The organism is Bacillus cereus group sp. BceL291 (assembly GCF_051776705.1).
In the GTDB taxonomy this organism is placed as follows: Bacteria; Bacillota; Bacilli; order Bacillales; family Bacillaceae_G; genus Bacillus_A; species Bacillus_A cereus.
Genome location: NZ_JBPWAP010000069.1, coordinates 1 through 22,736 on the forward strand (window position 1 = coordinate 1; position 22,736 = coordinate 22,736).

Below are 22,736 nucleotides of genomic sequence, written 5' to 3' on the forward strand. Positions count from 1 at the left end.
ACCATCTAAATATCGTTTCACCGCTTGGATTTTTTCTTTTGAAGAAAATTTAGCCATAAAAAATGCACCTCCAATTGTTAGACTGTGTCTAACAATTGGGGTGCACTTCAAATTAGATGGCTTTTGTATGTTACTCTATCGTTTCAACTTCACGTGGATTTTTCATCTCTTCCACATACACAACTCTAAATCCGTGATCTTCTAAATCTTCCAATAATGTCTCTAATTCACCGTCGTTAAACTCTTCTCCTAATGTAAACATAATTCTACGAACTAATAAGGCATCATTATCAAAAGTCATCAAACTTTGAATACCAGTGTATTTCTTTAAAACTGTCGATAACTTTTGGATTGCTCCATTATAGTCTTGCGTTCCAATCATGACAGAGTATTTACTAGAGTGAACGCCCCATGCATCCTCTAATAACTCAAAAACTTTTTTATGCGTTAAAATTCCAAGGAAAACCCCTTTTTCATCAACTACTGATAAATAAGGCAATTTTTTTATTGTAAAAAATACTTTAAAGAAAGATGAATCTTCTCTCACAAATCCTTCTTTATCGTTTATTAATTGTATTACACTCTCATCAAGTGATCCTTTATATTCTAAAATATCTACTTTATATATATTCCCTAAAAATTTCTCTTTTTTTTCATCTAAAACTGGTACACAACGATACCCCGTTTTATTTAAATGCTCTAACGCTTCCCCTATCGTAATCGAACTTGAGCACAGTAAAACTTCCCTTTTCGGCACGTAATTCCCTTTAATCCTCATAAAAAGCCTCCTTATGTTAAAATACTTTCTGTGCCATAACTATATTATATTTTCAGAAAAAAATAAATAATTTATTTTATTTTTCTGAAAATTATTCATTTTCTTGTCATAATTTATTCATGAATCCTTCACTTGTATATTTTTGCTATCAAATCTTCTCTCTGAATTACTAAATGAAAAATATATTGTAACTTCTTTCAAAAAAAGCTAAAATAAGAATAAGAATTTTCTGAATATTCTAAGAGTAGGTGGTTATATGTCTTTATTACGCTCACATATATGTAAATTTATAATTGGTATTATTGTTATTTTTGCCATAAGTCCTATTCCAGCTCTTTTTATTACACACAATTATTCTTATCAAAATGGATTTATTAGCATTTTTCAAAACTTCGCACAGCTTTCTTCTATATCAATTCCAAAGGTTGATTGGATGCATGAATCTATCTTTTTCTCAGCAAACCAAATGATACATACTTCTAATCATTCAACACCATTATTCCCTTACATATGGGAAATATATTTTATATCGATTGTTCGTTTTACTTTTACCCTTGCGATCGGATTTTTCATAAGTTTGGGTATCGGCCATTTATTTTTCAAAGTACCTAATTCGTTTAAAAAGTTTACTACTGTATTGAAATGGATTCCTTACTCTTTTTGCACTGTAGTATTACAATGTTCAGTCTTATTACTACTTCTATACATCGCACAATTTATAAACCTTCCTTACTACTCATCATTTATCATCGTATGTAGTACTTCCATGATTATCGTTATGCAAGCAGTAAAAAAATGGATTCCTTTCTTAAAAAACACAAATGAATATGAAATAAAACATGATTCTTTTCTTGTGGATACATTGTTTTTGGCGCTTACTTCGAATCATAAATCAATTTTAGGTTCCATTATTCTTTCATTCGTTTTTATGGAATGCGTTTTTCATGCAAATGGACTGTTACAATTTATCGTTCAATTTGGCGGAAATTCACCCATAATTGTTACAATCGGCTTATTACTACTCTATATCCCATATAGCATACTTTCTTTCCTTCAAACACTATGGACCACAAACTACTCCAAACAACAGTCATACACTTTGACGAGAAGTGTTCCAAAACCTTAATTTAAAATAACCCTCTATAATCTAAAAGTAGGGGGTTATTCCTTTTGTATAGCGGACAAAATAACAGCAAATTCAAAAACTATTACAGAAACATACCAATATTTACCCTTTTCCTTTGACTATTCTTTTCATTTGGATTTATTATAAAAGTATAACATAATTGCAGGAGGTGACATCTTTATTCCAAACCTTGGAATGGAGAACACGCTTGGACATATTAAATATTTTTCTCATCTTTGTACTTATTCTTATTTCTGGCTTTTTCGTTGCATCAGAATTCGCTGTTGTAAAAGTACGAAAAAGTCGAATTGACCAACTTGCAAATGAAGGTAATAAACAAGCTTTAGCTGCAAGAAGCGTCCTATCTAATTTAGATGTTTATTTATCAGCTTGTCAGCTCGGAATTACAATCACTTCTTTAGGGCTTGGTTGGCTTGGTGAACCGACTGTGGAACATATACTACGACCGCTCTTTGAAAAAATTAATATTACTGGAACAATGGCTAACACTTTATCTTTTGTTATTGCTTTTAGTGTTATTACATTTTTCCACGTTGTATTAGGTGAATTAGTTCCAAAGTCTTTCGCAATTCAAAAAGCAGAAGCGATCACACTCAAATTTGCAAGACCGCTTATTTTATTTGATAAAATTATGTACCCATTCATTTGGCTACTCAATAGTACAGCTATATTTTTCACAAAATTACTCGGATTAGAACCTGCGAAAGAAAGTGAACTTGCTCATTCTGAAGAGGAATTGCGACTCATTTTAGGTGAAAGTTTTAAAAGCGGTGAAATAAACCAAACCGAATATAAATATGTAAATAACATTTTTGAATTTGATGATCGAGTTGCAAAAGAAATTATGGTTCCTCGTACCGAAATGATTTGCTTATCTACTGAAAATACGTTAGAAGAAAATATGGATATCGTCGCTACTGAAAAATATACACGCTATCCAATTATCGAAAAAGATAAAGATGATATCATTGGGATGATCAATACGAAAGAAGTATTCCATGATCAAACGAAAGGTATTTATAAGCCACTTGAATCTTATATACATCCTGTTCTAACTGTATTTGAAACAGTTCCAATTCGTAAAACGTTAGTCCATCTTCAAAAAAATCGCGTTCAGATGGCAATCGTTATGGATGAATATGGTGGTACTGCCGGACTTTTAACGATGGAAGATATTCTTGAAGAAATCATTGGAGAAATTCAAGATGAATTCGATGCGGATGAATCACCTATGATTGAAAAGCGTACACCTAAGCTTACTGTTTTAGATGGAAAGGTGCTTATTTCTGAAGTAAATGATATGTTTGGCCTACATATTGATGATAGTGATTTAGATACAATCGGAGGATGGCTTCTTTCTCAAGCAGTTGACTTAAATATTGAAGCTGGCTATTCCATTGAATATGCTGGTTTTCAATTTAAAGTATTAGAACTTGATGGCCATCAAGTCAAAAAAGTTGCTGTACATAAACTAGATATTAAAAAGGAGCTATAAAGTGACTGTTTTATTAACAATTTGTATCATTGCCTGTTTCGTTGTTTCATTTCTCGCCTTTATTTATCCAATTATCCCTGGCATACTAGCTGTCTGGGCTGGATATTTGATTTACCATTTCGGTATAAATGGAGGCGAATTAACAACTTCTTTTTGGATTATTCAAGTCATTTTTACTCTTTTCATTTTCGTTGCTGATTTTATTGCAAATGGATATTTCTTAAAAAAATACGGTAGTTCTAAATGGGGCGAACGTGTCGGAATGATTTCTATCATTGTCGGATCGTTCTTCTTCCCACCATTCGGACTTATTATCATACCGTTCTTATCAGTATTTATAACAGAACTAGTGCATAAAAAAGCGCCAAAAGATGCCTTTCTAGTTGGAGTCGCTACTGTAGTTGGTTTTTTAAGCAGTACAGTAGCGAAAGCAATTCTCCAAATCATTATGATTATCATCTTCTTGTGTTATATCATCTTTTAACCATCCCGACTTCGGGATGGTTTTTTAATATGCAATACCTACTCGACTATTTTCATATATGTTTTTCTTACATAGATGCCATGCAAAGTGTGCTGTATCACCCACTGTAATTTTTGATCCACCCTCTGGCAATATATCTTTTTCAGTTCGATATACCTCTGTCGCCTCACCATCTATTAAATGTGTCGGACAAACAACTGTCCAACATAAATTATTACTATTACTTAGTACTTTATATGCAGCCAAATGATCTTCCGCTGCCGTTGTCGTTTTCCTTTTGGATTCCGTTGATTGAAAACGATATAAATTTAGATTTGTTCTTGCTTGTAAAATACCAGCTGTTCCTATTGTTATGATTCTACGAACCCCTTCTTCTTCCATTTGCTTAATGATTTGTGGCATACTCTTCCCTAATGTTCCATTTTGATCCGTTCCAAGTGCACTAATTACTATATCGCTTCCTTCTATCACTTTCTTTATATCATTTTCGTTCAATACATTACCTTCTATCACTCGTAGCCTTTCATGTTGTATTTCTATTCTATTTAAATCACGCGCTAATGCAGTCACTTCAGCTGAATCCTTTAATGCTAAATTAATTATGTTTGAACCTACTCGTCCTGTTGCTCCCAATATACATACTTTCATTTGTTTTCCCCCTCTTTCATTCTCTTTCTATTTTTCAATAATCTCAATAAATTTACAACAAAAAAGCTTCCTCATATATGAGAGGAAGCTTTATTATTACTTTATTTCTTTTCTTTAGAATCAGTAGACTTCTCGGTTCCGCTTGTTTCTTTATCCTTTTTATCCTCTTGTTGTGTTGTTGTGTCGTCTTCTTTCTTCTTGTCCTCACCTTTACTACAACCTACCATTAATAAAGAACTTGCAAGTGCCATAGCAGTTAATGATTTAACCCATTTGTTCATTTGCGTTTCCTCCTTGTGATAGAATATGTACAACCTCATATTACTCTCTATTTTTAAAGGAGAGATTGAAAAATAGTAAATATACGGTAAATTTTTGTAAATCTTCTGATAACAAATCCTAATTTTAATTTATATATTTCATTTCCAATCGATACACAATAAAACTAGTTTTTTCTCTCAATGGACGTAAAAAAACTAAGGCGCATACCATTTCGCCTTAGTTTCTCATGCAAACTTTTCATTTTCATATAGATGTGTAATCTTATATTCCTTCTTCATAACATATTGCCACACACTATAAGCGTAACGGTTCATTTTCAGGAAACAATTTTCCAAAAATGAGCGAAACTCTGGATTAGCAACTTCCACTGCAACTTGAGCAAACTTTAAAGCTAATCGTTTCAAGTGCGCAATATAACTGGTTGCAATATGAATATCCCCTGTATATTTACTAACTGTTTCCTTTTCCATTTCATGCAAATCAAACTCCGTTGTTTCACAGGTTATATGTTGCACATTCTCTCCTTCTTGAAAATTTACTTGTTCATTATATGCTTGTAACATATATGGTAAATGGTGCTGTAATAGATTTTTTAATTCTTCGTCTCTGACCTTTCCAGCATACTCTCCAACCTTGTATATTAGTATATAACTATATCTCATTAATTCTTTCATACAGTCCATTAAAGCGCCTCCCTTCTCTTTCGTCCATATACTATAAATATGATGCTAAAACATTCGCTATTCTTGCTAAAAACCAATCCCATCTACTAATTTTCTCAAAATCTTCTTCAGAAAATCGTTTTGATTTATGAAAGTCTACCTGTAATCGACTCCATACTTCATCAACAACGGTTTTATCATATATGATACAGTTAGACTCACAATTTAAATAAAAACTTCTATTATCAAAATTCGCTGTCCCAATATCAACAATTTCTCCATCAATAATTGTTACTTTCCCATGAAAAAATCCATTTCGATATTGATAAATCTCCGCTCCAGCATGTAACATATCTTTCAAATATGGATAGGCAGCTTGTTTTAACAATATGGCATCACTTTTAAATGGCACGAGAATTTTTACATTAACACCACGATTTAATGCAGCTTTTAACTCTTTCACCATTTCTTTACTTGGTACAAAATATGGTGTAGCGATAATTAAAGACTTTTTAGCCTGCTTTAATAGTGCTCCATATTTTTCCCATAAGCCTTTTCCATTTGAAAATAAATATTGATATTTCACATTCCCTAATGTAGGTATACTTTCATGTATAGGCATTTTTTCTCCTGTATCTTCTTTCCAATCTTCGGCGAACTTTCTTTCCATATCCGCTGCACCCTCACCATGGATGCGCACGTGATAATCACGCCATGGCCCAAACTTTGGATTTTGTCCAAGGTACTCCTTTCCGATATTAAAGCCACCGACGTATGATACCTTTCCATCTATCGTAACAATACGTCTATGATTTCGTTGATGCAAAGAATAGAACATATTTTTCAGTTTCGGTTTTTTACTAAATGTAAACTTCACACCGTTTTCTTTTAATCGGCTAATTACCTTTTTCTTCAGCTTATATCCGCCTACCCGATCGACTGACAATTTCACTTCTACTCCGCTAGATGCTTTTTTCTCTAATAACTGTAAAAACTCTTGGCTTATTTCATCTTTTCCTACAATATAAAAATGGATATATATATACTTTTCTGCATCGTTTATATCGTCAAATAATTTTCTATATAACTCTTCACCGTTCGTATATAGTTGAAATTCACCTAATCGAACTTGTCCTAATTCATATTCACTAGCCATTTCCTTCCCCATTTCCACATCGATGTTCATCCAAATGAATACACCTATTAAACAAAGGATTATAGCGAAAAAGTGCTTCATGGATAAATTCCTTTCTCCACTTACTGTTATTTCTATATCTTCCCTTTTTTATTACATTATCATTCAAGAAAATATGTCATTGCATGATATATGTCCATATCAAACAATAGCTCATTTGCATATTGTATGTTGTATCTTAAAATAAAAGGAGGAAATAACAATGGGCTTCGCACATGGTAATGGATTTGCGCTATTAGTCGTATTATTTATCCTCTTAATCATCGTCGGTGCTGCTTGCTTCTGCTAAGTAGCTACTGTCATATGATATGTGGATGAAAAAACTATAAAAGCGGACACCTATTTTAGGTGTCCGCTTTTCATTTTAAAACCATTTCCGACTGCTATAGTAACTTAAATGGCTAAATATTCATCTCAAAAGGTTAACAATGTGGCTACTTTCTTACTCTCTGCCTTACGTATATGACGCTGTTCTGCACGTAACACAGCAATACGATGTAATTCTTTCTCTTCTTCGGTTTCAGGGATAACACGCGGTACTGGAACTGGATTATTTTCCTTACTAAGTGCCACAAAAGTAACGAATGACGTTGCCGCTATACGCTTCTCACCTGAAATTAAATCTTCAGCCACTACCTTCACAAACACTTCCATCGAAGTTCTTCCCGTCCAAATTACGAAAGATTCATAACTAACACAATCTGAAGAACGAACAGGATGTAAGAAATCGACCCAGTCCATAGATGCTGTGACACATTCCTTTCTTGAATGTCTGGATGCTGAAATAGAAGCAACCATATCCATCTCCGCTAATATCTTCCCACCAAATAGCGTGTTATGATCATTTAAATCCGTTGGGAAGACTCGGCTCGTTTTGAACACCCTTGACTCATTGGCTGTTTTCCCCTTTACTTCTGTCATTGTTATCACCCCTTTAATGATCTATCCCTAATATTTCAATAATCACTATACTAAATGAACTACACGTTTAATATTAACAACATTCAGAACTTTTAGTCCACAAAAAAGAACCGATTTTATCAATCGGCTCCTCTAAATACATATTGTTCTTTCGGCTGTTCAACTTTATTCCATTTTGTTACTTCTAATACAGGAATATTCGCATGAAACGGCTGATAAAACTCAGTAGTTATCTCTCCTTCTACTTGAATCCAGTCATCATTATTCCACTCTACGCCTTCTGGTTTTTTCACTAACATACCATACACACCAGAATCTGCTACGCAATGTATAATACCGAAACGGAATAAGAAGTATTGTTCTTTTTTAGAAGAATCATCTCTAAAAACAAACCCTTTAAAAGATAATTTTTTCCCAGTAAACTCGCCAGGATAATTATAAATTGTTTCCATACCCTTTAGGAAGTCTTCATCTTTCAAATTAATATTGTCTTTCGTAACAAACTCTTTCTTCCCTTTTTCCATTACACCGCGGTATCCTTCTTTCCCGTAATAAATGCTCGTATCAGGTCTTAGGAATTGTCTTGTCATAAATGGATCCTTACTTTCTGCTTGTGCAACAGGAAAGTGAAAGCCCTTCGCTTTAACAATATCCGAATCTAGCGTCGCAATTGGGAAAAATAACCCTGAGATAATTGGAAAACAAAACAATGAGTACGAAAATGCTTTTTTCCACCATGTATTCTCATCTTTTGAATGATCATGCCCGCAATGGCTATGATCGCAACTGCAATCATTTTTCTCTTTTTCCTTTTGGTGCTCTTTTTGGAAAACGACGATAATTTGTATAATCGTTAAGAAACCTAAAATAATTGCTGCTGTTGTTGATAAATAGGCATACTTCATATTGATATACTTCGTAATGTTACCGGAAATATGCAGTTGCGCAATTAATATTGTAAAACCTAATAATATATATGCTCGAAACATAACCTACCACCCCATCGCATAAATGAGTAGTGAGCTTGCATAAACAACAAGAGTAACTGTAACTATAACAACAATTACAAATTTCGTTTTAAATGTCGCAAGCATCATAAACATATTTTTAATATCCACCATCGGTCCGTAAACGAGGAACGCGACAAGTGAAGCTGTTGAAAACGTACTTTGGAACGAAGAAGCGATAAATGCATCTGCCTCTGAACAAAGTGATAATATATAAGCAAGTCCCATCATAACAGCTGATGAAGAAAATGGGCCTTGTCCAATAGCAAGAAGTGTTGAAGTTTGTACAAACGTTTGTACCGCTGCTGCAATTAACGCACCTAGTACTAAATATTTTCCCATTGAGAAGAATTCCTCAACAGCGTGTGTACATACATCCCACATTTTTTTACGCAGTGGACGCTTATTATTCACTTCTGGGAAGCGATCATCTCTTAATTGATGTTCTTTAAACATAAAGGATAATATAATTCCAACGATAATGGCTACGATAATCGCTACAATAGAACGATACCATACCATGTGCATACTACTCCCAAAGGCAACATAAGTAGCAAATAATACAACTGGATTAATAATAGGTCCAGTTAACATAAATGCAATCCCTGCGTATGGTGGAACGCCTTTTCCAATTAATCGTCTTACAATCGGAACAATTCCACATTCACAACCTGGAAACAACATGCCTAAAAAAGTAGCTAATAAAACAGACAGAAATCGGTTCTTCGGCATCCATTTTGCCACCATATCTTCTGTCACAAACATTTGAATGAATCCTGAAATAAATACACCAATGAGCACAAACGGAAGTGCTTCGATTAATATGGAAATAAAAATTGTATTCATTTGCAGGAATGCTTTCGGTAATTGAAACAATTCCATGATGTATTTCCTCCAACTTTTCATTAACAATATGTAATTTTAACCCCATTTCATTAATTGGACAAGGTTTATATGACATACATACCCTTTATATACATTACATTGTACAAGTTATATTCTATTCAAAATTTGAGATTTCATAGCAAAAAAGCTGCTCTAGCGTAGTTATATAACTATGCTAGAGCAGCTTTCTTATCGTTAAAAGTAACGTTTCTTCCAAAAAACAAAAGCTAACGTGAAAGATAGTGTTACACATATGATGAGTACAATTACAAAACCGTGGGCTTCTCCTTCAAACGGAACCTTTACGTTCATTCCAAAGAAACTAGAAACCATCGTCGGTAAAGATAAAATGATCGTAATTGACGTTAACAGTTTCATAACACTATTTAAATTATTTGATATAACGGAGCTAAAAGTATTCATCATTCCACTTAAAATATGACTATATATTTCCGCCATTTCAATAGCCTGTTTATTTTCAATTAATACATCTTCTAATAAATCTTGATCGTCTTCATACATTTTTAAAAATGTACTATTACGCATTAACTTTTGAATTACAATTTTATTAGCCTTTAATGACGTTGTAAAGTATACTAAGCTTTTCTCAAGGCCTAATAATGTGAAAATCTCTTTATTTTTCATTGACTGATTTAATTGATGCTCTAAATCAATTGTTTTTCGATTTATTTGCTTTAAGTATCTTAAATAATAAGTAGAAATCGTATATAAGAGCTGAAGTGCAAAGCGCGTCTTCTTAAACGTATAAAATTCTTTAATACGTTGATTAATAAAACGTTCAAAAATTGGATTCTCTTCTAAGCAGATTGTAACAAAACAATCCGGCATCACAATCATACCTATTGGAATCGTGTCATAAATCGAATTTCCTTCTTCGTCATGTCTAACTGTCGGAATATCCACGATAATTAAAGTATTATTGTCTTCCTTTTCAATACGAGAGCGTTCTTCATCATCCAAAGGGTCTTTAATGAAATCTAAGTCTACATTTAAAGTTTGTACTAGATATTGAATTTCTTCTTCTGTTGGATGAAGTACATTAATCCAGCACCCCTTTTGCATTTCCTCAATCTCTTGTAGTTTTCCGTTTCGGTCTGTTAAATATATATTTAACATACTATCACCCCGATTCTTTTTACATGTAGGAATCTACCTCTCTTAAATCACAGTTTTTAAACCGCCATTCTCAGCATATGAAACATACGTTTAAATTTCAATAGAAAAATTATTTTGAAAACGTTTTTATAAGAAAAATATTATAAAGTGAAACTTTAATCAGTGGGAGCTTCATCCCCCCCACTGATTTTCAACCCTCACCAATCGGGCTTTTACGGACTGCCCGCCCCCAACCAAACTTCTTTTCTTTCGCTGAATTTTGAGATGAGGATCTTACTGCCCGTTAGAGCGGGATAAACATAGAAAAAGACAGAGTGCTCTCTGCCTTAAAAGCTTATGTTGCCTTTATAACATATTTAGAAAGCATCCACAAGTTAAACCCGACTGAAATCGTATAGCCCGCGTATGTTGAAATGATAAAACTTACATAATCGAAATACGGAAGCAATACAATATTTAAAACTATCTTCACAATAATTCCAATCACTAGTCCTAGCACCGTCTTCTGCTGTTGATTGATTCCTTGTAGCATAGCAGCCGTTACTGTAAAAAGAGAAAATAGTATGCAAGCAGGAGCATAATACTGTAAAATGATTCTCCCCATCTCTGGATCATTTCCAGCACCAAATAAAAGGGTATATACAGGCTTGGCTAACACCATCATTCCAATTGCCGCCGGTACCGTAATCGCTACTACTAATACATTTGTTCTCGTAAAATGTTTGTACAATAGCTTCGTATTTCCTGCTGTATAAGCTTTCGTCATCTCTGGTACGAGAGACATACTAAAAGCTGTCGCAACGGATACCGGGATAAGCACAACCATTTGAACAAGGCCAATTATCGCATTAATTTTTTCCGCTTCGCCTTGCATATACCCTATCTGTATAAGTAGTTTATTAATTGTAAATGTATCAATCGTCTGATACAACGGAATTGCTAAGCCTACTACAACAAAAGGAATAGAATATGTAAAGAGCTCCTTATAAAGTGAGAAAAAAGATTTCGTTGTTTGTGGTATACTTGCCATTTCTTTTTTCTTTAAGTGCCTTCTCCTTCTCATATAATACGCACTTAAAACAGTTAATCCACCTACAGCTCCCATAAAGGCACCGAACGTTGAAATACCAACTGCTAGTGAAACAGAAGCTTTTAAAACATATAAAACGACAAAGCTTCCTATTAAAATGGTTAAAACACGAAAAAATTGCTCTACAACTACACTTAATGCAGAAGGCCCCATCGATTGGAATCCTTGAAAGAAGCCCCTTAATAAACTCATTACTGGCACAAGTATTAACGCAAAACTTACAATTCGAATATTAGTAGTAACCGCTCCTACACTATTCCCCGTTTGATCATTCCCATCGATGACAAGTTTAGCTAAATGCGGAGCTAGCATATATAACGTAAAACACGAAATGACTCCCATTATAAACATAAACACGATTCCACTTTTCAACACTCTCTTAACCGTATGATAATCATTCAGTTGATCATATTTTGATACCATCTTTGAAACAGCTAGCGGTAATCCCATTGTTGCTATGCTGAGCATGATGGTATAAGGACGATATGCATATGTGTATAGAACGTAACCACTCGTACCGACCATCGCTGTAAATGGTATAACATATATAAACCCTAACATTTTTGATATCATCGTTGCCATCGTTAAAAATATCGTTCCACGTATAAACGGTGACCCTTTCATCACATTCCTCCGCTACGCTTTATTATTACACATTATGGACAACTCCTTTTCTTTAGAACCGAAACAAATAAAAAAGCCAATGAAAAATCATTGACTTTAACGCGCTGCTTTTTTCTTTTTGAAATACTTTAAACCAAAGTATAGAGCAATAAAAAGAACAGCTCCTATAATTATGTAATGTGTGTAATCAGATGCATACTCTTTAATTTGTCGCCAATTCCCACCAAGTTTTTCACCTAAGTATATAAATAGAATTGACCATGGAATGATCGCTACAACCGTATAAAGTGTAAATAGTTTTAATGGCATCTTAGCTAGTCCTGCTGGAATAGAGATCGCATGACGTACTACTGGGATAAAGCGCGCAGAAAATATTACGCCTGCTCCATAACGCTTAAACCAACCTTCCGCTATGTCTAAATGATGTTTATTAATAAGTAGATATTTCCCATATTTCTCTACAACCGGACGCCCTCCGTAGTATCCAAGCCAGTATAAAAAGATTTGCGCTAAAGTACCACCAATCGTTCCGGCGATAACTGCACCCACAAAACTAATTTTACCATTCGCTACTAAAAAGCCAGCATACGAAAGTACAATTTCACTCGGGATTACTTCAATCATTAAAGCAAGAGCTACTCCAAAGTAACCTAAGCTTGCAAAAAATTGCAATAACTGATCTATTATGTTTGCTAACATGTTCTTTTTTATCTCCTTTTTTCTTCACATACCATCCCATTATTACATAAAGGCTGCAATCTGCCAATATCTTCATTTTAACAATATGTACAATTCAAGCAGGATTAATCTATTAATTTCTCTTTCTGCGGGTCTTTCATGTAGGCAAACATCTCTTTAATTTGGTCTTCTGTATTTCTAGCAATTGATAAATTAGGCAATTCATTTTCACCAAAAAACTCCACCTCTTCTGTTTCAATGCTAGTTTTCTTTTCTCCACCAATAATCTCACATCCAATGAAAATCTTATATACATGCGTCGCCGATGGAGATGGTTGATGTTTTTCTTTATCAAATATAGCTAGTAACTTAAAATGATCTACCTCATAACCAGTCTCTTCGAAAACTTCTTTTGCTGCAACTTCGGTTGGCGTATAACCGACATCAGCCCATCCACCTGGCAATGCCCATTTCCCATCGCTTTTTTCTTTCACAAATAATAACTTTTCATTTTGAAAAACAACAGCTCTTATATCAACTTTAGGTGTTTGATAGCCTGTCTCACTTGCAAATAATTTCTCTACGACTTCCCAATCTGTTTTCGTGTAATGTGACATCATTGAAATAGAAATATCTCGTAATTGCTGGAAACGCTCAATATCATACACATCCTTAGAATACGTTAAACCCGCTTGAGCTATAGATTGTATTTGTTTTACCCAATCAATCCATTTAATCGTCATATATCCGCATCCCCATTCTCTATCAAATATATTACTTCATTTTCATTGATACATCTTTATTATACAAAAAAAAAGAGATTGATAACGTTTCAATCTCTTTCAAAATTAATCCAATTCATGTAAGTGGTCTTGTATATACTTTCTTCTCTTATTTATATATTCATAAATCATATCAGCCTCTTGATCAAATGTTTCTAATTTTTCTTTCATGTATGGATCTTGTAGTAAATATGGACGAATCAATTCACACAACCCTTCTACTTTCGGCCTCATAAACGAAACTGTAAATTGATCTTCTAATATTTCTTCTAAAATACTTCGATACTGCTTTCTAAATACAGGTATGTCTAGCAATCTTGCACTCAACGTATTATACCCTTGAATGCGAATATATTCATGATTAAGCGGTCTCCCTTGTACATCTCGCCCCCAAGTCGCATCATAATCCCACGGTATAACTTCAAATAAATTTGTTTCATCGTTATGATATAGTGCATAGTTATGAACAAAACCATCAAAGTTTTGCGTAAAAATAACTCCTGCTAACCATCGTAAATATTTATCTACATGTAGAAACTTCCCAATTTCTTTTTCATAGGCTTCCCTCGTCAAAGTATTCGCTTGAAATACAAATTCACTCAGTTGTTCTTCACTATTTTCATTCGAATATTTAAATTCATAACCCGCAAAGAGCTCTGTCTTAACATCTTTATCTCGTTCACTCATTAATGAAAAATTCGCATCATCATCTATCGCATAATAAATAGAACCACTCGGTAATCCTCTATTTTTTAAAAAATTTTCATCAACCGATTCTAACTGTAAGTACACACCTTGAATTTGACCATTAATTTTTATAAATACATGTTGTGATTTTGGCGAAAGTACACCAATATCATGAAAAAAATCTAAAGATAATTTATTTCTTATGAGAGACGGATCCATAAACTCCGAATTCAAATGAAACTCTTTCGCACCTTGAAATTTTTTAGGCTTATAAAACATAACATGATAAGACTTTTTCTCAAATTCCCGAATATGAGCTCCTCGGTATACGATATCAATATCATACTTCTTTTTTCCATAAGTTAATTTTGCTGGCACTGGACTATCTGACCAAATGTCCTTTTTCAATTCCACTAAGTACATTGGATGAACAAAAAAATCATATGAAGGCAGCATGTTTTCTCATCCCTTCTCAGTTCTCTTCATTCAATGTATGCGCCTTGTCTTGTCCATACATCCGCAATCATCTATTTATATAAAATTACACTCTTGTCCTGTTCAGAAAGATGCCTACATACATATCATGTTAAGGAAAAAGAATACCTTTTCACTTTAATACATGATAAGGAGGATTTCTATGAAACGTGATATTAGAAAAGCTGTCGAAGAAATCAAAAGTGCTGGGATGGAGGATTTCTTACACCAAGATCCAAGTACTTTTGAATGCGATGATGATTGCACTACAAAAATAGAGTGTAACGAAGATTGTAAATGCCCAAGAACAAGATGTACTCGCGTGAAACATTGTACGTTCGTTACAAAATGTACTCACGTTAAAAAGTGGACATTTGTTACAAAATGTACTCGTGTTCGCGTGCAAAAATGGACGTTCGTTACGAAAGTAACGCGTAGAAAAGAATGCGTTTTAGTTACAAAACGTACTCGTAGAAAGCATTGTACATTCGTTACAAAATGTGTACGCTTTGAAAAGAAATTTTACTGGACTAAACGATGTTACTGTAAAAAATGCGAATTCTTCCCTAATGGACACGGTGGCTCTTGCGACGATTCGTGTGATGACGGAAAGAAATGGAACGATTGCAAAGATGGCAGACATAAATTCCCATCTTGCAAAAATAAGAAATTCGATCACTTCTGGTATAAAAAACGTAACTGCTAGTTTTTATACCACCCAAAAAAAGGCCGTTTTGCGGCCTTTTTTACATTTATTGAAAGTGACTTATATCTGCAAATTGTTTCACTTTACCAATACCCTCTTCAAATTCTATTATGCTCAAACTGGCACTATGCATAAATGGATCATCCCACACATTTTCTATTTCAATTCCCGCGAAATGCCCTACAAGTAATTTTGCTGCTGCCGCATGAGACACAATCAATATATTTTGTCCTTTATGCTTCTCTAAAAGAAGCTGCATCCCTTCAATTACTCTTTCATAAACGGCCTCAAAATTTTCGCCTGATGTTGACTGAAAAAGATGTGGCTCATTCCAAAACAGATGTACTTCTTCTGGAAATTGCTTTTCTATATCCGCGATTGTTTGTCCTTCCCATATACCCATGTTGATTTCATAGAAATGCTCATCCGCTATAATGGGTATATCACGTTCCCCCTTTATTAACTCTGCCGTATGAAGTGTTCTTTCGCTCGGACTACTATAGATCGCATGGATTGGTAAATCTTTCATTCGATTTCCTAATTGTTTCGCCTGAACTATACCATTTTCAGTTAAAGCAGAATTTTTCCGTCCCTGCATTCGCTTCGCTACATTCCACTCTGTTTCACCATGCCTTGTTACATATATAGTTGTTTTCATTTCTTACTCCCCCTCACCATGTTGGTCGTAATTCCCACGGTTCAACTCTCCCTACAATCCACTCCGCTCGTTTACTTTCAATCCCTTTTATAATTCCATCAGCTATCTCTTGATGAGTAAGCCACCTTCCATATGTATCTTCTAAAATAAAACCTAAAATAATTCTATGATAAATACATCGCGTACTCCCTATTTTTTGTGCAGGCATACGTGATGCTTTACTACCTAAAATATGAAATAAACTATATGTTTTAGACGACAAATCTAGTTCTTTACAAATATTTGATAGTGCATGCTTTGCACTTGTGTGTACCCATGCAACAACTAATGTGATCGGGCCATTTTTCTTAATTGTACTTTTAATAGCTAGCTTTACATCTTCATCATTATGATAATCTAACGAAAGGCATGTAATATTTTCTGGTGCAGAACTCATTCGCTTAACATTTTTTAATTTCACTTCATCTCGTCCAATAATAGAAACATAAAATCCTTTCTCACAAAGCCACATAGAAACTTTCTTTAGCATTCCTGTCCCACCAATTACAAGTGCATGCAAATGCTATCCCTCCCTAATAAAATGTCATATGAGGTTTCTCATCTCTATAATAATTTAAACGGTCTTGCAGTGTCCCTGAGTGAAACTCAAATTTATGACCGTCAGGATCAACAAAGTATATAGATTCGCAATCTCTTACATCACGTTCTCTTCCTTGTAAAATATGAACATCATTTTCTTCTAATCGCTGTATTAGACATTTAAAGTCTTCTTGTTCAACAGAAAATGCAATGTGCGTATAAGATTGATGAATCTCATTTCTCGGAATATGCGTCTCTTCATTAAGCGCTATCCATACTCCACATATGTTAAAATAAGCTAATTTTCTTCCTTTAACTAATAATTCTCCTTCTAATACTTTTTCATAAAACATAATAGAGTTTTCTAAATTAGATACCGAAAAACAAATATGATTGATTCCTCTTAACAACTATAATTCCTCCTTATACAAATAAAAGATGAGCGAAAATTCACTCATCTTTTATTATACTATTTTTTTGTAATATATGCCCATTTATAACTGAAGTCCCCGCCAAACGTATGGTTAGCAATGCCTTTTACAAATGGCTTCTCTAAATAAGCTGTACTTTGTTGGTACGTAGGAGAAATTGCTGCGTCTTGACCAATTAAGATTTTTTCAGCTTCCGCAAGTGCATTCCAGCGTGCTTTATCATCTTTTAATAGCTCTCCTTTTGATTTCGCTACTAAATCATCATACTTCGGATTAGAATAATCCATTTCATTAAATGAGCTTCCAGTAACAAACATATCAATATAAGTCATTGGATCCGGATAATCAGGGCTCCATGCAGATAATGAGAATTCATATTGGAATTTCTTTTCTAAATCTAGCTTCTGCTTGTATGGTTGCTGTTTCAAATTCACTTTAATACCAGGCAAGTTTTTCTCTAGTTCTTCCTTAATAAAGTCGCCTACTTTTTTACGGCTACCGTTATCATCGTTTAGTAATTCAACCGTAATTGTATCTTGACCAAGCTCTTTCTTCGCTTCTTCCCATAATTTTTTTGCTTTCTCTGCGTTATCTTTACTATCACGGAAGTTTTTATTTACAGAGCGGAAATCTTTTCCATCCGGACCTGTCGTGAATTTTTCAGGTACTAAGAAATATGCTGGCAATGAACCGTCATTTAAAATGACATCAGCAATTCCTTTTTTATCGTATGCTAAATCAATCGCTTCACGTACTTTTTGGTTTTTAAATGTTGCATTTTTTTGGTTAAAACGTAAGAAATATATGCGCGGATCTAACTTCGTTTTAAATTCATCTGGTTTATTCTTTTTATATTTATCAACAAATTCAGAAGTTAAAATAACTCGATCTGCTTGATCACTATCATATAAATTTACTCCCGTGCTTGTTTCCTTCACAATACTTACATTAATTTCGTCTAACTTTACAGTATCTTTATCCCAATAATTAGGATTTTTCTTTAACTGATAATTTTGTTCATGTTTCCATTGACTCATTGTAAATGGTCCATTATATACTAATTTATCTGCTTCTAATCCGTATTTATCTCCTTGCTCTTTCACATATTTTTCATTTAATGGGAAAAATGTAGGGAACGACGTAAGCTCAAGAAAATAAGGTGCTGGTTGCTCTAATTCTACTACCAACGTTTTATCATCCTTCGCTTTAACACCCAGTTGATCTAATGGTAATTCTCCTTTATTTACTTTCTGTGCATTTTTCACATCAAATAAAATGAATGCATATTCTGCCGCTGTTGCTTTATCTAATGTACGTTGCCATGCATATACAAAATCTTGTGCTCGAACTGGATCACCATTTGACCATTTCGCATCACGTAATTCAAATGTATATGTCTTTTTATCTTCACTAATCTTCACATCTTTTGCCATACCTGGTGTTGGTTTATTATCTTTATCTAGACGATATAAACCTTCCATTGCATTTACAAATACACGGAAAGATACAGAATCCGTTGATTTAGATGTATCCATTGAAGGAATTTCAGCTGTTTCTAGCAAATTTAAAACTTGTTTATCGGCCATTCCCTTATTCGATTCTTTCTTCGTTGTCGAAGCCTTCTCACCATTCCCACACCCTGCAACCAATACACTCGTCGTTAACGCAAGTGCAGCAATTGTTGTTGTCTTTCTCTTCATTCTTCCTTCCCCCAATCTATATGTATAAGTTAAATCCTATATAATATATTTTATTATACAAAAGATTCTGATTATTTTAAATATTTATTTTAACAAACATAGAAAAAAGCGATCGGAAATTTCTTTCCAGCCGCTTTCTTGAATAGCATTTACTTGTAATCCATCCTCTATATCAAATGGATTTTGAACTTTAAATATTTCTTCCATTAGCTTCAAAAACTCTTCTGCAGTTTTAGATTCACCATTAACCATAAATGAGTATGGTTCCACTTCACCTAATTTATAATCGACAACAAATTGAATCTTCACCTTTTGTCTTGGCGTTCCGGTGTTATATCCTTGGAATTCTACTAATTCTAACCCTTCCGTTCCACGATAATATATCCAACCTGAATTTTGAAAATAATTTTCGAAAGATTCACCTATTGAAAAGAAAGGATATTCATAAAGCGAGCTTGTACGAACCTTTTGAATAACGTCTCGATCAGTCGGAAAAAAGAAATGACTAAAAAATATGCTAGCAACTGCTAAAATAGTAACAATTGTCGCTCCCATTTTGCTCGTTCCGCCGCTATCATTGATTAGATAGTTTTCAACTGATTTATCTTTTATTTCTCTTGCTTTTATTCGGTATATACGTCTTTCCGCAAATTGATAGTACAATCCATTTGCAAAAATCCCCATTCCAAACAGAATAAAAATGAGTAATAAAAACGTAAGAGGCACCATATTAATGATTGGCAACGCTACATTAAATCCCATATAATACGAAAATGCATCACACGCTACTAATAACAACATAAATAAAGCAGCTGGTACATAATACTTACGATATCCTAGCCAGCCTATATTGAAAATAGCAGCCCAACCATTCCAGCTCCACCTAGCAATCCGCTTATTCTCAAGCTCCCATTTCCTTTTGTAATACGGATATTGTCTCCCTACATATACTTCTAGTTCTTTATCTATTAACGAGCTACCTTCATCTTGTTCATTATCCAAGTTTCGCTGACAACTTGCACAATTTAACTGTTCCTCCTCGCAAGGTTGCCCACAATTTATACATTTCAAAACAATCCCTCTTCCCATCCATACGTCATTTCAAAATACCTTCGTGTTTTAATAACCACTCTTTCCTCCATAAACCACCAGCATATCCAACAAGCTTTCCACTCTTCCCTATTACACGGTGACATGGAACAATTATTGAAATTGGATTCCGACTATTTGCCCCTCCTATTGCCCGTACAGCTTTTGTATTTCCAACTTTCTCTGCAATATCTAAATATGAAGCACTTACGCCGTATGGAATAGTATAAAGTGCATCCCATACATTTTTTTGAAATGCTGTTCCCTCCGCAGACAGCGGGACCGTAAACTCTTTTCTTTTCCCTTTAAAATATTCATCTAACTCATTTATACATTGTTCTATCATTTCATTTTTATTTTCTTCTTGTCGTTCATCAACAAATATAACAGACGTAATTCCTTCTTGATTCGCTGTAATTTCAAGCAAACCTACTTCGCTTTCATAATAAGCCTGGTACATATGCCATCCTCCAATTCAGTTCATATTAGTCATTGTAACACGAATATACAAAATTTTTCGTATAAGCGTTTTATTAGAGAAACAAAAAAGAGAATGATACAATGTAAGAAAATTCAATCTAGGAGGCTATTGGATGAATTCCGAACTTTTTTCACCTTATACAATTAAGGACGTTACATTAAAAAACCGGATTGTTATGTCACCTATGTGCATGTATTCATCGGAAAACGGGGATGGCCAAGTAACGAATTTCCATCTCATTCATTATGGAACAAGAGCTGCCGGCCAAGTTGGTTTAGTTATGATTGAAGCAACAGCCGTGTTACCTGAAGGTCGAATTTCAAATAAAGACTTAGGCATTTGGGATAACAGTTTAATTGAAGGCTTACATAAAACGACTACTTTTATACATGATAATGGTGCAAAAGCTGCCATTCAACTCGCTCACGCCGGAAGAAAAGCAGAACTAGAAACAGATGCGTTAGCTCCTTCAGCCATTCCATTTAATGAAACAATGAAAATGCCAATAGAAATGAGCAAACACCAAATTAAAGATACTGTATTAGCTTTTCAGCAAGCTGCAGTACGATCAAAACAAGCTGGATTTGATGTTATTGAAATACACGGTGCTCACGGTTATCTTATTAATGAATTTCTTTCTCCGCTTTCCAATAAGCGGACTGATGAATATGGTGGTTCACCTGAAAACCGCTATCGTTTCTTACACGAAATCATCGACTCTGTAAATGAAGTTTGGGACGGACCGTTATTTGTCCGTATTTCAGCAAATGATTATCATCCTGACGGGCTAACGGTTCAAGATTACGTTCAGTATACAAAGTGGATGAAAGAACAGGGAATAGATTTAATCGATTGTAGTTCTGGCGCAGTTGTACCAGCACATATTGATGTGTATCCTGGTTATCAAGTACAATATGCCAAACATATTAAAGAGCATGCTAACATTGCAACTGGTGCAGTTGGATTAATTACGACCGGAGTACAAGCAGAGCAAATTTTAAATAATAACGAAGCAGATTTAATTTTTATCGGACGTGAATTACTTCGCAATCCGTATTTTCCAAGAATAGCGGCCAATGAACTTGGCTTTGAATTGCAAGAACCTCACCAATATAAGCGAGCACCAGGAAAAATTCATACGAATAAATAAAACCGAGAAGTCATTCTTCTCGGTTTTATTTATTCTATCGTTGTAATTTCATTTGAATTATAAGTATGGATACCCGATTCTTCTCGCAGCGCGGTTATATACATCCCTTTCGCCACATCTTTAGCTGAAATTGGTTTATATTTTTTGAAAGCTCCTTTAAAGATAAACGGAATAATACGAGATAACTTTTCAGCCATTCGTTCGCCGAAACGAAATTCTTGTCGATTTCCTACTAATAATGATGGTCTAAAAATGTGAATACCACCAATCACTAACTTTTGCAATTCTTCTTCCATTTTTCCTTTCACTTGTGAATAAAAGAAGAATGATTTAGGATTCGCTCCCATAGAAGACACGACAAGGAAATTTTGTACCCCTTGTTTTTCAGCTAAACAAGCAGCTCGTAACGTATATTCATAATCTACTTTTTTAAAATTTGCTTTTGTTTTTGCTTTTTTTATTGTTGTTCCTAAGCAACTAAAAACATCATCCACAGCAAAGAACTCTTTATATTCCTCTAATACCGAAAAATCAACTTGTTTCTGCTGTAACTTCTCATGTTGCAATTGCATTGGCTCTCTTACAAAAATAGTAACCGAATCGTAGTAATCTGATTCAAGTAATAGACGCGTTATCTCTTGTCCAACTAAACCACTTGCACCAAGTATTAACGCTGTTCGCTTATTCATATATGCATATACCTCTTATTTTACTTTTCTCTCCTTTAGTAAAATACAACCTTTAGGAGTTTCCTGCTCTTATTTTACCACAAGTAAAACACTATGCGTACGCATAGTGCTTTACTCACTCTTTTTTCTCATCTCTCTCTTGTAATTTCGTTATTGTTGTAGCGTCCCCATGCCCATCAACTTAAGGATAGAAACTCTACGGTTTTCCATTAATTGAAATGAACAAACTTTTAAACAGTATAATCCTCTTAAAAATGAGCATACGAAATAAACCCTA

26 protein-coding genes are annotated in these 22,736 nt (G+C 34.2%); 6 read left to right on the forward strand and 20 right to left on the reverse strand.

Going from position 1 to position 22,736, the window contains the following annotated elements:
• Positions 1 to 130 precede the first annotated feature (130 nt).
• Complete coding sequence (gene cbpA / locus ACS2CR_RS27685) at positions 131 to 778, reverse strand: cyclic di-AMP binding protein CbpA (RefSeq protein WP_053512432.1); 648 nt, start codon at positions 776 to 778, stop codon at positions 131 to 133.
• A 256-nt stretch (positions 779 to 1,034) separates the two neighbouring features.
• Here cbpA and ACS2CR_RS27690 point away from each other — a divergent pair, with 256 nt between their 5' ends.
• The 3 genes from ACS2CR_RS27690 to ACS2CR_RS27700 all read left to right on the forward strand — a co-directional run bounded on the left by ACS2CR_RS27690 (position 1,035) and on the right by ACS2CR_RS27700 (position 3,904).
• The gene (locus tag ACS2CR_RS27690) at positions 1,035 to 1,904 is read left to right on the forward strand and encodes a hypothetical protein (protein WP_000055260.1); all 870 of its coding nucleotides are present in this window, start codon (positions 1,035 to 1,037) and stop codon (positions 1,902 to 1,904) included.
• 208 nt (positions 1,905 to 2,112) lie between these two features.
• Positions 2,113 to 3,420, forward strand: coding sequence for a hemolysin family protein (locus tag ACS2CR_RS27695; protein WP_000353738.1), 1,308 nt, complete (start codon positions 2,113 to 2,115; stop codon positions 3,418 to 3,420).
• Between the two features lies 1 nt (position 3,421).
• Positions 3,422 to 3,904: a DUF456 domain-containing protein gene (locus ACS2CR_RS27700; protein WP_000217338.1), complete on the forward strand. Its 483-nt coding sequence runs from the start codon at positions 3,422 to 3,424 to the stop codon at positions 3,902 to 3,904.
• Between the two features lie 24 nt (positions 3,905 to 3,928).
• On the opposite strand, the gene ACS2CR_RS27705 is transcribed toward ACS2CR_RS27700, so the two are convergent.
• The 4 genes from ACS2CR_RS27705 to cls all read right to left on the reverse strand — a co-directional run bounded on the left by ACS2CR_RS27705 (position 3,929) and on the right by cls (position 6,733).
• Entirely contained in the window at positions 3,929 to 4,552 is a 624-nt protein-coding gene (locus ACS2CR_RS27705) for an NAD(P)-dependent oxidoreductase (protein WP_053512431.1), read from the reverse strand.
• A 101-nt stretch (positions 4,553 to 4,653) separates the two neighbouring features.
• Positions 4,654 to 4,833 carry a hypothetical protein gene (locus ACS2CR_RS27710; RefSeq protein ID WP_001045960.1) on the reverse strand — a complete coding sequence of 60 codons (180 nt, stop codon included), beginning with the start codon at positions 4,831 to 4,833 and terminating at the stop codon, positions 4,654 to 4,656.
• Between the two features lie 225 nt (positions 4,834 to 5,058).
• Positions 5,059 to 5,517, reverse strand: a complete 459-nt coding sequence (locus ACS2CR_RS27715) for a spore coat protein (RefSeq protein WP_000340535.1) — start codon at positions 5,515 to 5,517, stop codon at positions 5,059 to 5,061.
• A gap of 31 nt (positions 5,518 to 5,548) precedes the next feature.
• Positions 5,549 to 6,733, reverse strand: coding sequence for a cardiolipin synthase (gene cls, locus ACS2CR_RS27720; RefSeq protein ID WP_002004934.1), 1,185 nt, complete (start codon positions 6,731 to 6,733; stop codon positions 5,549 to 5,551).
• Positions 6,734 to 6,893: 160 nt separating this feature from the next.
• On the opposite strand from cls, the gene ACS2CR_RS27725 reads away from it, so the two are divergent.
• A complete protein-coding gene (locus ACS2CR_RS27725) occupies positions 6,894 to 6,980 on the forward strand; it encodes a YjcZ family sporulation protein (RefSeq protein WP_000505094.1) in 87 nt (28 codons plus the stop codon).
• Positions 6,981 to 7,105: 125 nt separating this feature from the next.
• Here ACS2CR_RS27725 and ACS2CR_RS27730 read toward each other — a convergent pair whose 3' ends face one another.
• The 8 genes from ACS2CR_RS27730 to cotH form a co-directional block, all read right to left on the reverse strand.
• Positions 7,106 to 7,612: an acyl-CoA thioesterase gene (locus ACS2CR_RS27730; RefSeq protein WP_000141164.1), complete on the reverse strand. Its 507-nt coding sequence runs from the start codon at positions 7,610 to 7,612 to the stop codon at positions 7,106 to 7,108.
• A 119-nt stretch (positions 7,613 to 7,731) separates the two neighbouring features.
• Complete coding sequence (locus ACS2CR_RS27735; RefSeq protein ID WP_000488043.1) at positions 7,732 to 8,601, reverse strand: TIGR03943 family putative permease subunit; 870 nt, start codon at positions 8,599 to 8,601, stop codon at positions 7,732 to 7,734.
• 3 nt (positions 8,602 to 8,604) lie between these two features.
• Entirely contained in the window at positions 8,605 to 9,501 is an 897-nt protein-coding gene (locus tag ACS2CR_RS27740; RefSeq protein ID WP_053512430.1) for a permease, read from the reverse strand.
• 198 nt (positions 9,502 to 9,699) lie between these two features.
• Entirely contained in the window at positions 9,700 to 10,641 is a 942-nt protein-coding gene (locus ACS2CR_RS27745; protein WP_000932389.1) for a magnesium transporter CorA family protein, read from the reverse strand.
• A 334-nt stretch (positions 10,642 to 10,975) separates the two neighbouring features.
• Entirely contained in the window at positions 10,976 to 12,355 is a 1,380-nt protein-coding gene (locus tag ACS2CR_RS27750; protein WP_000678847.1) for a putative polysaccharide biosynthesis protein, read from the reverse strand.
• A 96-nt stretch (positions 12,356 to 12,451) separates the two neighbouring features.
• Positions 12,452 to 13,054, reverse strand: a complete 603-nt coding sequence (locus ACS2CR_RS27755; RefSeq protein WP_000880691.1) for a DedA family protein — start codon at positions 13,052 to 13,054, stop codon at positions 12,452 to 12,454.
• Between the two features lie 104 nt (positions 13,055 to 13,158).
• Positions 13,159 to 13,776 (reverse strand): NUDIX hydrolase N-terminal domain-containing protein, encoded by a 618-nt coding sequence (locus ACS2CR_RS27760; RefSeq protein WP_000153584.1) that lies wholly within the window; start codon positions 13,774 to 13,776, stop codon positions 13,159 to 13,161.
• Between the two features lie 105 nt (positions 13,777 to 13,881).
• A complete protein-coding gene (gene cotH / locus ACS2CR_RS27765; RefSeq protein ID WP_000937997.1) occupies positions 13,882 to 14,958 on the reverse strand; it encodes a spore coat protein CotH in 1,077 nt (358 codons plus the stop codon).
• Positions 14,959 to 15,139: 181 nt separating this feature from the next.
• On the opposite strand from cotH, the gene exsB reads away from it, so the two are divergent.
• Positions 15,140 to 15,682, forward strand: coding sequence for an exosporium protein ExsB (gene exsB, locus ACS2CR_RS27770; RefSeq protein ID WP_000817485.1), 543 nt, complete (start codon positions 15,140 to 15,142; stop codon positions 15,680 to 15,682).
• A 46-nt stretch (positions 15,683 to 15,728) separates the two neighbouring features.
• Here the strand turns inward: exsB and ACS2CR_RS27775 are convergent, their stop codons facing one another.
• The 6 genes from ACS2CR_RS27775 to ACS2CR_RS27800 all read right to left on the reverse strand — a co-directional run bounded on the left by ACS2CR_RS27775 (position 15,729) and on the right by ACS2CR_RS27800 (position 20,599).
• The gene (locus tag ACS2CR_RS27775; RefSeq protein ID WP_000858827.1) at positions 15,729 to 16,340 is read right to left on the reverse strand and encodes a phosphoserine phosphatase 1; all 612 of its coding nucleotides are present in this window, start codon (positions 16,338 to 16,340) and stop codon (positions 15,729 to 15,731) included.
• Between the two features lie 13 nt (positions 16,341 to 16,353).
• Complete coding sequence (locus tag ACS2CR_RS27780; RefSeq protein WP_053512429.1) at positions 16,354 to 16,899, reverse strand: short-chain dehydrogenase; 546 nt, start codon at positions 16,897 to 16,899, stop codon at positions 16,354 to 16,356.
• Between the two features lie 13 nt (positions 16,900 to 16,912).
• Positions 16,913 to 17,329: a FosBx1 family fosfomycin resistance bacillithiol transferase gene (fosB, locus tag ACS2CR_RS27785; RefSeq protein ID WP_000943769.1), complete on the reverse strand. Its 417-nt coding sequence runs from the start codon at positions 17,327 to 17,329 to the stop codon at positions 16,913 to 16,915.
• Between the two features lie 59 nt (positions 17,330 to 17,388).
• Positions 17,389 to 19,050: a peptide ABC transporter substrate-binding protein gene (locus ACS2CR_RS27790; RefSeq protein ID WP_000824281.1), complete on the reverse strand. Its 1,662-nt coding sequence runs from the start codon at positions 19,048 to 19,050 to the stop codon at positions 17,389 to 17,391.
• A gap of 84 nt (positions 19,051 to 19,134) precedes the next feature.
• Positions 19,135 to 20,139, reverse strand: a complete 1,005-nt coding sequence (locus ACS2CR_RS27795) for a DUF2628 domain-containing protein (RefSeq protein ID WP_074644371.1) — start codon at positions 20,137 to 20,139, stop codon at positions 19,135 to 19,137.
• A 7-nt stretch (positions 20,140 to 20,146) separates the two neighbouring features.
• Positions 20,147 to 20,599: a methylated-DNA--[protein]-cysteine S-methyltransferase gene (locus ACS2CR_RS27800; protein WP_000283913.1), complete on the reverse strand. Its 453-nt coding sequence runs from the start codon at positions 20,597 to 20,599 to the stop codon at positions 20,147 to 20,149.
• Positions 20,600 to 20,732: 133 nt separating this feature from the next.
• Here ACS2CR_RS27800 and namA point away from each other — a divergent pair, with 133 nt between their 5' ends.
• Positions 20,733 to 21,770, forward strand: a complete 1,038-nt coding sequence (namA, locus tag ACS2CR_RS27805) for an NADPH dehydrogenase NamA (protein WP_053512427.1) — start codon at positions 20,733 to 20,735, stop codon at positions 21,768 to 21,770.
• Between the two features lie 29 nt (positions 21,771 to 21,799).
• On the opposite strand, the gene ACS2CR_RS27810 is transcribed toward namA, so the two are convergent.
• Positions 21,800 to 22,459, reverse strand: coding sequence for an oxidoreductase (locus ACS2CR_RS27810; protein WP_001042736.1), 660 nt, complete (start codon positions 22,457 to 22,459; stop codon positions 21,800 to 21,802).
• Between the last annotated feature and the right edge of the window lie 277 nt (positions 22,460 to 22,736).

Coding starts and splice junctions, on each gene's coding strand:
- ACS2CR_RS27810 (WP_001042736.1), bottom strand. CDS start 22,459: ATGAATAAGCGAACAGCGTTAATACTTGGTGCAAGTGGTTTAGTTGGA.
- ACS2CR_RS27715 (WP_000340535.1), bottom strand. CDS start 5,517: ATGGACTGTATGAAAGAATTAATGAGATATAGTTATATACTAATATAC.
- ACS2CR_RS27690 (WP_000055260.1), top strand. CDS start 1,035: ATGTCTTTATTACGCTCACATATATGTAAATTTATAATTGGTATTATT.
- ACS2CR_RS27755 (WP_000880691.1), bottom strand. CDS start 13,054: ATGTTAGCAAACATAATAGATCAGTTATTGCAATTTTTTGCAAGCTTA.
- namA (WP_053512427.1), top strand. CDS start 20,733: ATGAATTCCGAACTTTTTTCACCTTATACAATTAAGGACGTTACATTA.
- ACS2CR_RS27710 (WP_001045960.1), bottom strand. CDS start 4,833: ATGAACAAATGGGTTAAATCATTAACTGCTATGGCACTTGCAAGTTCT.
- ACS2CR_RS27745 (WP_000932389.1), bottom strand. CDS start 10,641: ATGTTAAATATATATTTAACAGACCGAAACGGAAAACTACAAGAGATT.
- ACS2CR_RS27750 (WP_000678847.1), bottom strand. CDS start 12,355: ATGAAAGGGTCACCGTTTATACGTGGAACGATATTTTTAACGATGGCA.
- cbpA (WP_053512432.1), bottom strand. CDS start 778: ATGAGGATTAAAGGGAATTACGTGCCGAAAAGGGAAGTTTTACTGTGC.
- exsB (WP_000817485.1), top strand. CDS start 15,140: ATGAAACGTGATATTAGAAAAGCTGTCGAAGAAATCAAAAGTGCTGGG.
- ACS2CR_RS27725 (WP_000505094.1), top strand. CDS start 6,894: ATGGGCTTCGCACATGGTAATGGATTTGCGCTATTAGTCGTATTATTT.
- cls (WP_002004934.1), bottom strand. CDS start 6,733: ATGAAGCACTTTTTCGCTATAATCCTTTGTTTAATAGGTGTATTCATT.
- ACS2CR_RS27775 (WP_000858827.1), bottom strand. CDS start 16,340: ATGAAAACAACTATATATGTAACAAGGCATGGTGAAACAGAGTGGAAT.
- ACS2CR_RS27705 (WP_053512431.1), bottom strand. CDS start 4,552: ATGAAAGTATGTATATTGGGAGCAACAGGACGAGTAGGTTCAAACATA.
- ACS2CR_RS27735 (WP_000488043.1), bottom strand. CDS start 8,601: ATGTTTCGAGCATATATATTATTAGGTTTTACAATATTAATTGCGCAA.
- ACS2CR_RS27730 (WP_000141164.1), bottom strand. CDS start 7,612: ATGACAGAAGTAAAGGGGAAAACAGCCAATGAGTCAAGGGTGTTCAAA.
- cotH (WP_000937997.1), bottom strand. CDS start 14,958: ATGCTGCCTTCATATGATTTTTTTGTTCATCCAATGTACTTAGTGGAA.
- ACS2CR_RS27795 (WP_074644371.1), bottom strand. CDS start 20,139: ATGGGAAGAGGGATTGTTTTGAAATGTATAAATTGTGGGCAACCTTGC.
- ACS2CR_RS27790 (WP_000824281.1), bottom strand. CDS start 19,050: ATGAAGAGAAAGACAACAACAATTGCTGCACTTGCGTTAACGACGAGT.
- ACS2CR_RS27760 (WP_000153584.1), bottom strand. CDS start 13,776: ATGACGATTAAATGGATTGATTGGGTAAAACAAATACAATCTATAGCT.
- ACS2CR_RS27740 (WP_053512430.1), bottom strand. CDS start 9,501: ATGGAATTGTTTCAATTACCGAAAGCATTCCTGCAAATGAATACAATT.
- ACS2CR_RS27800 (WP_000283913.1), bottom strand. CDS start 20,599: ATGTACCAGGCTTATTATGAAAGCGAAGTAGGTTTGCTTGAAATTACA.